This window comes from Neochlamydia sp. EPS4 (genome assembly GCF_000813665.1).
In the GTDB taxonomy this organism is placed as follows: Bacteria; Chlamydiota; Chlamydiia; order Chlamydiales; family Parachlamydiaceae; genus Neochlamydia.
Window position 1 is genome coordinate 1 of the sequence record NZ_JSDQ01000093.1, and the last position, 12,793, is coordinate 12,793.

Genomic DNA, 12,793 nt, shown 5'->3' on the forward strand with positions numbered 1-12,793 from the left:
AATATCTAATTGGCCTTTCCTAAAACCTTGCAGGCTACTGACCTCATTATAGGAAAAAGTTAAAAAATTAGTTTACGTAATGACTTGCAGTCTAGGAAAATTTTGTAAAAAAATTTTCTTAATTTTTCTATTCACTATTGATGATAAAGTCGATAATTTTCTGAGATAATTGATCATACAAGGGTGAATGAGCAGCCTCGTAAGCTTCGTCGTAATTCGTTAGCTGGCCTAAAGAAAAAACATTGATCCCATCACGCGTTTTTTCATATTCATGATCAAACTCAATTGAAGCCATCACCTTAGCAGGCCCCCATAGCGGTTTTCCCTTCATATTATCTACCAAGGTTACTTGGGCTATTGCTATTAACCGCGTTTCAGTAGGAATAATAGAATGTCTTAATTTCCCGCTATTTTTACGTTCATAATGGTAGCCCACATTTTCATTTTCAATGGGTAGTAAGTCCACTAGTAGGGTAAGATCGCCTTCCCATTTTTGATATTGCAAACCTGTTTGCGTGGAAACTAATTTTATTAAATTAGCAGTCAATTGACCTTTTGCATCATTTTTAACATACGGAATACAGATTGTTTGATATGAAGATAAAACTTCCTCCGGCCCGGCATGATAACCACAGGAAGTCATAAGAAAAAAAGGAGTAAAAAAGATCCATAAATAGCAACGTGTCATGAATGATTAACTATTCTTATCTTTTTTACCTGAAGGCACCGGAAAAACAAGAGGAGCTAAAGCTCTAGCATCATGAGAAAAGCCCATTTGCTCTAGCCTATCTCTGCAACGCTGGGCCACTAGAGTATCTGGAAAATTCTTAATCGCGTTACTATAATAAATAAGCGAAGCACGTGGTTGCTTAATCTTTTCATAATATCTAGCTGTTTCATAAAGAGCTGTTGCATAACACTCTTTTATTTGCTGAACATTTTGCCTAACTTTGTCTATCCGCTCATCTTTAGGAAATTCGTGGATAAATTTCTTTGCATTAAGCTCTGCAAAAGCTAAAACATCAGGATTTTGCGGCTCATTTTGGCATAAATCATAGTAGATACAGCTTATATTAACATAGCTAGTAGGCGTTAATTCATTTTTAGGAAAACGTGAGCATAAAAGCTGAAAGGATTCAATACTTAAGCGATATTCACGCTTTTCCCAAAGGAGACACCCTTTAGCATATAAAGCCTGAGCTGCCATTTCATGACTGGGCATGGCGGTAAGCACTTCATCATAAATTGCTAGGGCAAGACTTTTGCCTGTCGACCATTTTGGAAGCTGTTTTGTACCTAATAGACGTCGCTTAGCGCCGCCACGTAACTGTTCTGCAATAGCATATTTATACTCAATTGCTTCAAGGAAATATGGAGGATTGTTTTGGCATTTAAGATAGGCAGAAAAAGCCTTATTAGCAAAATCGTATTCTTTCAAATTAAATTCAGCTATCCCTAAATAATATAAAGACTGCTGACCATAAGGATTGTTAGGGAAGTTATTAGAAACAATAGCAAATTGACGAGAAGCCTCCTGCCAATCTCCATTATTCATCGCTGTTTGCCCCAAAGAAAAATGTTGATCTGGCTGCAAAGTGGCTAGCTTGTCTACATCAACAATTCGTCCATTTTTAATTGTATAAGCTGCTTCTAAATAAGGACTACTTAAGTAGCAAAATGTAAAAAATACCAAGCGCATGTAGATGCTTAAATGTCTCATTATACTCTCCTTAAACAAAGCAAGAAGTTTAAACCATGTCAAATAAAAGGTAAAGGCGATTTACCATAGACGCAAAGAGAAGGCTAAAAAAATAATAAAGTGCAGAAATATAGCAATTTAGGATCAGTTACTAAACAGTTTGAGGAGCTTTTTCTTTAATCTTATATGCTTAAAAAAAACTATATCTGCATACCCAACCCTCTGATACATGCCTCTCTGCTTAACGAAAGGGATTTTATAAAGTATGGGGATACATAAGGAGTAGCTCAAAAGCGTATTATAATTATTTTAAGCTTTATTCTGTAAATGATCAAATAGCTTGTCTTAAGGCACAGCCTATACTAGGCTTATTACCTGTTAGTACCCCTAGTCCTTTGGACATGTTAGACTTTTTCATAACCAAAGTTTTGATGGATAGTTCTGCTTACTAGTAGGCTACTTTCCTAGAGCAAAAAAAATTTTCAAAGCTTCTTTCAAAGGGATACAGCACCGTTTTGGCAAGCGATCTTTTATGAGCGCTGCAAGGCTTCTTCTAAAGCTACCTAAACTTATCATCTCTACCTAAGCCTTGAATGACTCTTAAAGCATCCTTTCTTTTTTTCATCCAAGGAGTGCCGGTCTCTTGGCTTAGCCTTCCTCTTCTTCATAGAAGTACTACAGGATCTATCCCCATCCCCACACCCATCAAATGATTGTCAAAAAGCTTGACTATCCTAAGTGCGAGCTCCATACGCGGTTCTTATGCTCTTTAGCAGCTTAAAGAATCCTCTGGTTTGCTATTAACTCATCGGCTTCAATGCTCTTCGTTGGCTTACTTATTTGGAAGGAAGCTATAAAATTATCCTTAAGAGGCTTAGGGCCTCCTTACCAAAATTCATTTATTCTGAGATATGGGAAAGATCACGGTTCTATAAAGCATAGGGGGAAAAAGAGATTTATCATGGGCTAAAAAAGCTAAAGCTAAAAGGATTGATCTGTAAGCAAAAAAGAATGGATTATAGAAAGAATACTTGCCTAGTCTAGATTAGGCTATGACGTAGAACAAGTAAAATTTATGAGGCTTTGCCAAACGCTAGTTCAGCCTTTCTTTTATTTGCTAGGATATGTCTTCTATTAAGAAGAATAGCGCAATAATTTAATTCAAAGAATGCCTCTTAATAAAGGGAAGTGATTTAAGCTTGGATTCTAATTCAGGCGTTAAAGTTACTCCCCAGCGGCTTTCAATATGTAAAATGGCATGCACATCTTCCTGGCAATGAAACTCTAATTGAATGGGCGTGGTTCCACGATGTTCTATAAATAACCCTTTAAGTTGCATAATTTGGGTTAAACGCACACTGTCCAAATCTATTTTTAAAGACAAAGTCTTAGACTCTTTCATTACTTCTCTCTTTTTTTCTAGCACGACCTTTGATTTTTCTACTTTTTTATCTCGCCCCTCTCCTATAGCTTTTGCAAAACGCGCTGCTTGTAATTTAGCTTTATCAAAAGCCCGATCGCATTCTTCTACCATCGCTTCATTAGCTTTAGTTAAATCATCGATCCATTTACAAGAGAGTCGAAGAGAGTCTTCCTTTTTATCTACTTGAATGACTGCATACAATAATTGATTTTCTTTTAACAATAAGCTTTTCTGCTCAAATAAATCAGACCATATAGGCATCTCATAACGATCCATGCCATCGCTAACCATCAAGATGGCAAACTTTTTCTGTGTTTTAGAAGAGACTCGTATTTCAGCTGTTTCTACAATCAAAGCTGCCCGAAAGACAGCATTGTGCTCTAGATTTTGAACATGGCTTAAAGGTATGCAAGAAAGCCGTGTGATAATCTCACGATAAGCATCCATGGGATGACCGGTTAGGAAAAAGCCCAAAAGTTCTTTTTCTCGTAAAAGAGTATCTAATCGGGAGGTCTTCTTTTTGACTTCAGGAGGATGAATAAAACGAGATTCGGAGGACTCTCCCATCAAAGTAAAAAGGGATAAGACGCCAGCTGAAGCTTCTTGCTTTTCTTTTAGCACAGTTTCATAGATAGGATCAATACTTTGCCTTAAGCTATCTCTCGACCAGCTAGTAAAATCAAAACATCCTGCATCCACCAAGTTTTCAATGACCTTTTTACCTACTTTCGTGTTATCAATTCTTTTAATAAATTGATATAAGCTCGTATAAGGACCGCCTCTATTTCTTTCCTTAATAATAGCTTCCACGACTCCTTCTCCCACTCCTTTAATACCTGCCATGGCAAAACGAATTCCTTGAGGAGTAGCAAAAAACGTAGCATGCGCTTCGTTAACATCTGGCTGCAAAATGGCGATACCCATTTCTTGGCATTCCCCAATGAATTTAGTTACCTTTGTTAAATCATCACTGTCGCACGTCATGAGAGCAGCCATCCACTCATTAGGATAGTTAGCTTTCAGATAGGCAGTCACATAGGAGAGGTAACCATAGGCAGCTGCATGGGATTTATTAAATCCGTAGGCAGCAAATTTTTCCATTTTATCAAAAATTTGCATCGAGGTTTCTTCATCAATCCCATTTTCCAACGAACCTAAACGAAATTTTTCTCGTTGCTGAAGCATTTGATCCATATCTTTTTTACCCATAGCACGTCGCAGTACATCCCCTTCACCTAGCGAAAATTTGGCAAGTTTACTAGCTATCTGCATCACCTGCTCTTGATAAACCATAATGCCATAGGTTTCTGCAAGAATATCATTCATCCATGGATGGTCATATTCAATGGGTTCACGACCATGTTTTCTATTAATGAAAGAAGGAATCATATCCATAGGGCCTGGGCGGTAGAGAGCTCCTACGGCAATAATTTCTTCAAACTTATCCAAATGGAGCTGGCGCGCCAAATCTTGCATGCCTGCAGATTCCAGCTGAAAGATGCCTAAAGTTTTTCCTTGGTTTAAAAGATTAAAGGTAGGCTGATCATCTAAAGGAAGATTAATCCAATCAATGGCTTTACCCACCCTTTTATAGATTGCCTTTACACATATATGAATGGCGGTCAATGTTTTAAGGCCTAAAAAGTCCACCTTTAGCATTCCCACTAATTCAACAGGTTTCATGGAGAGCTGAGTCACTGGCATATCAGAATCTTTAGAAAGGCAGATAGGTATGAAGTTAGTCAGCGGCTCTCCACTGATAATGATGCCTGCAGCATGAATGCCTGTATTGCGAATAGATCCCTCTAAAGTTTTACCTATATCGATGATACGTTGAGCATCTTCGTCCTGCTCATACATAGCCCGTAAATCTGGATCTTTTTCTAAAGCTTTCTCAAGGGTTATATTAAGGTCATCCGGTACAAGTTTAGCAATCGCATTTACCTTAGCCAAAGGAACACTTAATACCCGTCCTACATCCTTAATGGTCATCTTCGCTTTCATAGTGCCAAAAGTAATGATCTGCGCAATATTATCTTTACCATATTTTTGAAGGGTATAGTTAATTACCTCACTGCGCCCGTCCATACAAATATCTACGTCAATATCAGGATAAGAAAGCCGTTCAGGATTGATGAAACGCTCAAAAAACAGATGAAAACGTAGGGGTTCAATATCGGTCACCCCAATAAGATAAAGCACAATTGAACCAGCCCCCGACCCTCTACCTGGTCCTACAGGGATCCCCTGACGTTTGGCCCAATTGATAAAATCCCATACAATCAGCAAGTAGTCACTCATCCCTTTGGGAACAATAATATCCATCTCATATTTCAAGCGCTCCTGCACGATGTGGAGAGGATCTTTCTCAGGAAAGATCTCTTTTATTTTATTTAAACGTTCAGGTGTATACCGCTTGGAAATACCTTCCTCGCATAATTGCCATAGATAATTTTTTACGGCCTCAGCTTGCTCTTCTTTAGTGTAATTTTTTCCCTCAAGAGAAGGAGGTAAGTAAATGGGATAATGCTTGGTTTTGAAATCAATAGCCACATTACATTTTTCAGCGATTTCCAAGGTATTGGATAGAGCTTCTGGAAAATCGCTAAAAAGCTCGGCCATTTGTTGAGGAGATTTAAAATAGCATTCATGAGAGGGATAAGTACGACGTTTGGGGTTAGGCACGCGAAATTTTGGGTTGCCATACGAGTCTTTTTCCCACATTTCAGTAGGCTCCCCAGACTGAATATTAAGTAAGATCTCATGAGCGCGCCAATCAGCACGTTCAATGTAATGACTATCATTTGTAGCAACGGTCTTTATGTTAAGCTCTTTAGATATTTCTATAAGAGTGGTATTAATTTTTTCTTGTTTTTGTATATAGTCTTGATAATATTGCTGAAGCCAGGTTTCTTGATGCAAGCCGTCCTGGCGAATATCTTGATCTGTCATCCGGTGGCGTTGTAATTCAAGATAATAATCGTCTCCAAAGAGCTCTTGATACCAACGGATTTTGCTTATTAAGCTATCTTTTGTGCCATTTAAAGCTTCATAAGCGATTAAGCTACTTTGGCAACCTGATAGGCAAATCAATCCTTCACTATGAAGCTTAAGCACTTCATGATCGATGCGTGGATGGTAGTAAAATCCCTCTAGATAACCGATGGAAGTTAATTTACATAAGTTGTGATAACCAGCTTTATTTTTAGCTAAAATAGTTAAATGAAAATTAGTACGTGCTCCATATTCTTTTTTTTTGTCAAATCGCGAGTCGGGGGCTACATAAAACTCACAGCCTAAGATGGGTTTAACCCCCACATCTTTACAGGCCTTATAAAAATCAATAGCCCCAAACATGTTACCATGATCTGTTAAAGCTACTGCAGGCATTTGAAAAAAAGCTGCTTTTTTGGCAATAGCATGTACATCAGCAGCAGCATCTAAGATGGAAAATTGAGAATGGACATGTAAGGGAACCCACATAAATATAATCTATCGCAATTATTGAAGAATTTAGGATCGAGTATACCGTATCTGATGAGATCGAGTAAACAAACAAATAAAAGGCTATTAGAAATTTAGTAAGATGCGATTTCTTTTAAGCTCTTTAGCCTTTTAGATAGGATGATGACTTAAACTCCTTGCAAGAAGAAAAGCTTGAAGAATGAGAGATAAAAACCATTGGAAAATAAAATTTATTTTCTAAGGGGGGCTGCGTTCTTTTTCAACGCTCTTTTTTATAGATTTATAAAAGCCTAATTAAAAGATAACAAATTTTTACGGTTACTTTTGAGGAGGGAGGGATTTATATAAGAATTAAAAAAAAATTCTTTATCTTAGCAAAAAACCATGCGGGTAAATGAACAACCCGATATATTTGCATCCTACTTCCCTGATCTGGCCCTCACGTTATGCTTTGATTCGCTCAATTTCTTACTCTTAGCACGCTGCTCATACGAAAGAGGCTCTTCAATAAACACGCATGGATAAATTTTTAACACTTTAAAAAAACCATAAAAACCCTTTCATTTAAGAAATTTAAGGAAAAAAATTTCTGTTAGGAACGGTTTTTTGCTGTCACCAGTTTCTTGTTTTCGCTAATCGCCCACAAAGGTAAAAGCAAAACAACGGCTATTATGCAAGAAATCCCTAAGCACCAAAAAAAGCCATCCCATCCCATTTCCTGGGTGACCTTGCCGAGAGGATAACCTGCCACAGCAGCTCCCATATAGGCAAATGTGCCTGCAAACCCAGTAGAAGAAGCTGCAGCCTTCTTATGAGAAAGCTCAGCACATGCTACTCCAATCAACATCTGGGGCCCAAAGATAGCAAAACCTATTGTAAACATGGCTGCTGAATCTACCAAAGGATAACCTGCGGGGACAAACCAAAAGAAAGCAATGGCTATAAACATAAGTACAGCAAAAAGTACATTAACAGGTCCCCTCTTAGCAGCGAAAAAATAGTCAGAAGCCCAACCTGCTGCTAAGCTGCCAAAAAAGCCGCCCACTTCGAATAAGGAGACACAGCCATTGGCACTCAGCTGATTATACCCTTTGGTTTCTATCAAATAAAGGGCGGTCCAATCATTAATCCCTGTACGAACAAAATAGACAAAAAAATAAGAAATAGCCAACATCCAAATATATTTATTTTTTAAAACATACTCCACCAAAACTTCACGCGCTGAGAGCTGTTCATCCTCTGGTTGGCTACCATTCCCGGAATAATCGTTGCGGAATTTTTCTATAGAAGGCAATCCTAAAGATTGAGGAGTATCCCTTAAGCGGTTGATTAAATAAAAACCTCCTAGAATACAAATGATTCCCGGCACATACATAGCGGCTCGCCAGCCACCAAAATAATATGCACAAAAACCTACAATCCAAGGAATTAAAAAAGCGCCTACATTGTGAGAGACGTTCCAGGTAGACCACCATGAGCCTCTTTCTGATTGAGAATACCAATGGGTTAAAAAACGTGCACAAGGAGGCCAACCGAAACCTTGAAACCATCCGTTTAGCCCCCAAAAAATGGCAAATAAGAAAAGGCTAGAAGATAAACCAAATAAAATATTAATTATGCCTGTAATAATAAGGCCAAAAGCCATAAAGTAACGAGCATTTGAGCGATCGGAAATAATGCCACTGGCAAATTTGCTAAAACCATAGGTAATAGAAAAAATACTTGCTAAAATTCCTAGCTGGCTTTTATCGAATCCTAATTCAGCAATAATGCCAGGCATAGCAAAAGTGAAACTTTTACGTGTAAAATAATAAAAAGCATAGCCTATAAACATGGAATATAAAATTCGTATACGCCAATAATTATAAAGATGCTTAACTTCTTCTTGATCTTGAATTTCCGGTAGATAGGGTGCAGGCCTTAATAATCTAAGCAACCAATTCACGCAACGCTCCTAAAAATTAAAATTATTTTTTTGAAATTTTCACTGTTTTGGCAGATATGGATTCTTATAACGGGGGGATCAATTTTACACAAGCGCAACATTTTATCAGTAGCTACGCTATTAATCCAATTAAAAATTTATTTAACAATAAATTAGGTTGACCTTAGCTGCCAGATATGCTAGAAATGCAGCTCATAAAATTAAATTCTACCATCTAGGATTTTTAAGAATAACTAATAATGATAAAAATTACCATAAATCCGCATGAGAGCCCAATTGTTAGCGTTTTTGACCAAGAAATAATAATTATTGGTTCAGGCACAGGATCTATGAAAGCTGATCTAATTCTACCTGATGCGGCTATACAGCCTATTCATATAAAAATTGTGCACAAAGGGCTGCTCTGCCAAGTGATCAATTATGCAAATGACCCTTTTGCAACTTTAAATGATTTGCCTTTTGGTAAAAAAAATATAAAAGATAGTGGGATTTTGCAGGTTGGAAGACATCTTATTCAGATAGAGCTCAAGTATATAGAGTCTGCACAAGATGAAGAAAAGATTCCTCCTTCTACAAATGAGCCTTTAAATGTTACCCTAGAAGGGCTACTTGAATGGCAAGCTGTGGAAAAAAAGGCCTCTCTTCCCCCTTCTTCTATCCCTGAAAACCTTTTAAAAAGCTCAAGCCTCCTCCCTAACCCTTCCCGCATGGCTCCTCAGGAGATTAGTAAATTTCCTTCTCAAGAAGAGGCTAACTTCTTGGAGCAGAAAAAATGGGCAAAAAGCCAGCTTGAGGAAAGGGAGTTAGAAGATTTAATGCATGAAATTGAGCAATTTGGAGTCAAACATTTTAAAGAAGACAGCCTGTCTACCTATTTAGCTAGTGAAAAAGATAGTGCTTCCCTCTTTTTGCAAGAAAAAATTGAGGTAGAGAGTTTAGGTAACCCAGCGGAAGAATCCTCTTTTTTGAAAGAAGATACAGTCGATCACTTTCCTACTCTTCCCCATATGCTTGCGCCAAAAAACCGCCCAGAATATCAAGTAGGTGAATTTGACGATGAGGGCGAAAATTGGAATACAGAAAAAGAAGAAACAGCGGTTACAGGTGTAAAAATTGAAGAGACAAAAAATCTTATCGATTGGAAATTTCTTACGACTCTTGTAATGACTCTTTTATTTATCCTTGGACTTGTCGCCGGCGCTCTTTATTTTAATATTAGCGCCAAAAATGAAATAGAAGAAATGAAAGCCGCAGAAGGTGTGGCTGATATAGCTATGGCACTTAAATACGCTCAAATACATTATATTAAGCCTCAAAAAAAGAATTGGTCCGATCCAGAATTTATCAAAAAAAGCCTTGCTCAAGTCATTCCTCACGACTACCCCTCCTTAACAAAGATCGATCAACATGGGCATCTGAATGAAACCTCTTACTCTCTAAGAATCTATACTAGCACCGATTTTTCGCAATTTCTTGTTATCGCGCAACCAGCACCTAGCGTACTCCAATCATTAATTCCTAAAACTGCTATCGTGATAGACTCTAAACTCATGCAACTTCGGAAAGTTGCTGATATGAAAACTCTTAATCGTTTATTGGTAAATTCCAACAATTTAGATAATTCTAATGCAGTCGAAGTAACAAATCTTGTGAAACAGGGCAAACTCATTCTTTTAAGCATACTGGCTCAAAAACGTAAAGCCACAGACTTTTCTCCCCCTAAAGCTCTAACCTTGATTCGCCCGGGGGCAGAAAATTATATTTACAATGCTCCTCGCTATTATCAATTAGGCGAGACGATCATCAAGCGTGCTATCCACTTGATGCAAACGCCAGGGAATGTGCATGAGTTATCCCGCTTAAAGCAAGAAATGAGCCTTCTATCTAAGATGTCAGATATGGTGCTTTATTTTTCGGACGGAATTCAACTTACCTTGGAAGCTCAAAAAGCCATTGCAGCTTTTACCTCCCAGGGAAGCTTTTTGACGGCTTATTTAAAATTTAATCCTGAGGGCATGATCGTAAGTAGCCATCTTATCATTGATGACGAAAGCTCACCTAAAACTTTTAACGACTCTTCAAAAATTGCTAGCTCTACTTTGCCTGCTGACTATGAAGTTTTAGGAGAACTAGACCCTAACAATCCCCATGCTCTTTCCTTACACATTCATCCTTTGTTAGCAAAATTAAAGCATTTGCGCCAATCACGAGAAGAGGTGCTTACTCCTCTTAAAAATCAAATGATCAATCTTATAAATGAAAATAGTGAGCATCCAACGGAAGAATTTGAAAAAAAAGCTAAGGATTTATTGCAAAAATATCACCACTTAGACCTTGAACAAAAACATCATCTCATTCAATCCATCCTTCAATTGACAGAAGAATATCCATTAATGCCCGTTAAAGAATTCAAAGGCTATCTAGAAAAAGCTGGTTTAAGTCATTTAAAGCTTAATGCCATTCATCATGATCATCCAGCTCTTTTACAAAAATATAGAGAAAAAATAAAGCAAGCTGAAAATATGAGTGAACTTGCCACGCTAGTAGATGCTGTTACCTCTTGGCTTGTTATAAAAAATTTTAGCGATCTCGATGAGTTAGAAATGGATCAAAAAATCATTAAAAACACCCTAATCTCTCAACTGAATTTCCTGCTTTTTTCCTCCCATCCCCGGCCTTTATCCTTAATAAACAATGAAGAGCAAGCAGCTGCGCTATTTAAAGTTTTAAAATTCTGCACCTTAGATACTCCAGATGATGAAAAATATTACATGGAGGAGTTGGAGAAAATTAAAAAATTTTAAATCTTTTTCATCTACCTTTAATCTCCCTATAGGAACTTTGTCTATATCCTTTAAAAAAAGCAAGCAGCTCTTTAAAAGCTGACCTCCTCTTTAAAGACAAGGTTTTACTAAGAAAGCCTGCTTAAGAAAAAATGTCATTTTGCCTTTAAATTATCGGCCTAATTTTCCAAAAGGGACATTAAAATATGAGCCTCTTTTTTAAACATTCCACTCTTCATCTTCCTGTTCAGCCATATTTTCTGAAGAAGATGAATGGGGAGAAGAGTTTTTCGTCTGTTCTACTTTTTTAAAAAGAGCCTCCATCAGAGGGGAACTAGCCTGCGGTTTGGTAAGCTTTTCGTTTGGTTTAATAGAGGTGAGCTTTTTGCCTTCTATAATTTGTTGCATAAGTGCTGATCTATCTAGGGGTTGCCCTTGAGAGCCAATCCCTTTTTTAACTTGTGTAGCCTCATGAGGATAATTTTTTTCTTTTTTAACCGTCGAGGGCAACTGGCTATCCTCTAAATTTATTGGTTGGCTACTATCTTTTAAGCTTTCCATGTCTTCTTCTACCCCTTCTTCCTCTTCGTCAGGATCATGCATCGCTAATCGACGTTTCATAAGCTGCTCGGCGATGTCGTGATCTGGCCTCTGTACCGTTTCCTTACTTAATTCTGGAGAAGCAAGCTTCTTGTAAGCAACTAATTGAGTGGTATCAGTGGTTTTCAAAAAAGGTGGGGGAGGCGGAGCAACGGGGATAGCCATGCTGGTTTGCAAGGGAGCTTCTTTCAATAAAGGAGGAGGAGGCGCTAAAGGAATCTTGCCAGCCAAAACTCCTTCATTTTGGGAGGATGAGGAGGAAATAGAGGATAATTCTTCGGCTGTAGGCTCCTTGGCTACATTTATTTCACTAGGTAAAGAGATATTTGCTTCCTCTTTCCGGTTTTGTGGGCCTATGGTTCTTTTATCTTCTTCAGGGGGCAAAGGTGGAATTTTCTCTGGTAAGCCTTGCAAAACCTCTGATTTTGCACGAAGGCCTATTAAAAAAGATATAGAGCCTTCCTCCATCTCTACTTGGCCAGAAATCCAGGGCCTAGCAAGCTTTTCTATATTTCTTGAACCCCCTTTTATTACGGAACTATTTTTTATCCCTCCTTGTCCTTCCGCTCTTGTAAAGGTGGATTTAACAAAATTTATGATCTTAATCGCACGGTTATTCATCTGCTTAATAAAATTGCTCTCTTTTCCTTTCATGGCTGCTTGTCGGTGAGAAGGGATATGCACGGTTGGATCTTTTTTCTGCTCAAAAGAAGCTTTTCCTTGAGGTAGAAGTGCAGCTTTTGGATCAAAGCTAGGAATGCGAAAATCATTCATAAATCTCTCCAAATATTATCATTTATAAAAAATCAATTAATTTTTTTTAAAACAATTAAAATATCTAAATTTATTATAGCATAATTTACATATTAAAATTATTA

The 12,793-nt window shown here is 37.7% G+C and carries 6 protein-coding genes; 1 reads left to right on the forward strand and 5 read right to left on the reverse strand.

The features are described 5' to 3' along the window. Positions 1-127: 127 nt before the first annotated feature. The 4 genes from lptE to uhpC all read right to left on the reverse strand — a co-directional run bounded on the left by lptE (position 128) and on the right by uhpC (position 8,532). Entirely contained in the window at positions 128-688 is a 561-nt protein-coding gene (gene lptE, locus DB42_RS09100; RefSeq protein ID WP_044882690.1) for an LPS assembly lipoprotein LptE, read from the reverse strand. A 6-nt stretch (positions 689-694) separates the two neighbouring features. After that, entirely contained in the window at positions 695-1,720 is a 1,026-nt protein-coding gene (bamD, locus tag DB42_RS09105; RefSeq protein WP_238579022.1) for an outer membrane protein assembly factor BamD, read from the reverse strand. A gap of 1,135 nt (positions 1,721-2,855) precedes the next feature. Continuing rightward, the gene (dnaE, locus tag DB42_RS09110; protein WP_044882691.1) at positions 2,856-6,605 is read right to left on the reverse strand and encodes a DNA polymerase III subunit alpha; all 3,750 of its coding nucleotides are present in this window, start codon (positions 6,603-6,605) and stop codon (positions 2,856-2,858) included. 574 nt (positions 6,606-7,179) lie between these two features. Further along, positions 7,180-8,532 (reverse strand): MFS transporter family glucose-6-phosphate receptor UhpC, encoded by a 1,353-nt coding sequence (gene uhpC, locus DB42_RS09115; RefSeq protein WP_044882692.1) that lies wholly within the window; start codon positions 8,530-8,532, stop codon positions 7,180-7,182. Between the two features lie 239 nt (positions 8,533-8,771). Between uhpC and DB42_RS09120 the strand changes: the two genes are divergently transcribed. Continuing rightward, the gene (locus DB42_RS09120; protein ID WP_044882693.1) at positions 8,772-11,336 is read left to right on the forward strand and encodes a hypothetical protein; all 2,565 of its coding nucleotides are present in this window, start codon (positions 8,772-8,774) and stop codon (positions 11,334-11,336) included. Between the two features lie 198 nt (positions 11,337-11,534). Here the strand turns inward: DB42_RS09120 and DB42_RS09125 are convergent, their stop codons facing one another. Further along, positions 11,535-12,689: a hypothetical protein gene (locus tag DB42_RS09125; RefSeq protein WP_044882694.1), complete on the reverse strand. Its 1,155-nt coding sequence runs from the start codon at positions 12,687-12,689 to the stop codon at positions 11,535-11,537. Between the last annotated feature and the right edge of the window lie 104 nt (positions 12,690-12,793).

Bases quoted from the DNA above. Each gene is read 5' to 3' on its own strand.
- dnaE (WP_044882691.1), bottom strand. From the start codon at position 6,605: ATGTGGGTTCCCTTACATGTCCATTCTCAATTTTCCATCTTAGATGCT.
- bamD (WP_238579022.1), bottom strand. From the start codon at position 1,720: ATGAGACATTTAAGCATCTACATGCGCTTGGTATTTTTTACATTTTGC.
- DB42_RS09125 (WP_044882694.1), bottom strand. From the start codon at position 12,689: ATGAATGATTTTCGCATTCCTAGCTTTGATCCAAAAGCTGCACTTCTA.
- lptE (WP_044882690.1), bottom strand. From the start codon at position 688: ATGACACGTTGCTATTTATGGATCTTTTTTACTCCTTTTTTTCTTATG.
- DB42_RS09120 (WP_044882693.1), top strand. From the start codon at position 8,772: ATGATAAAAATTACCATAAATCCGCATGAGAGCCCAATTGTTAGCGTT.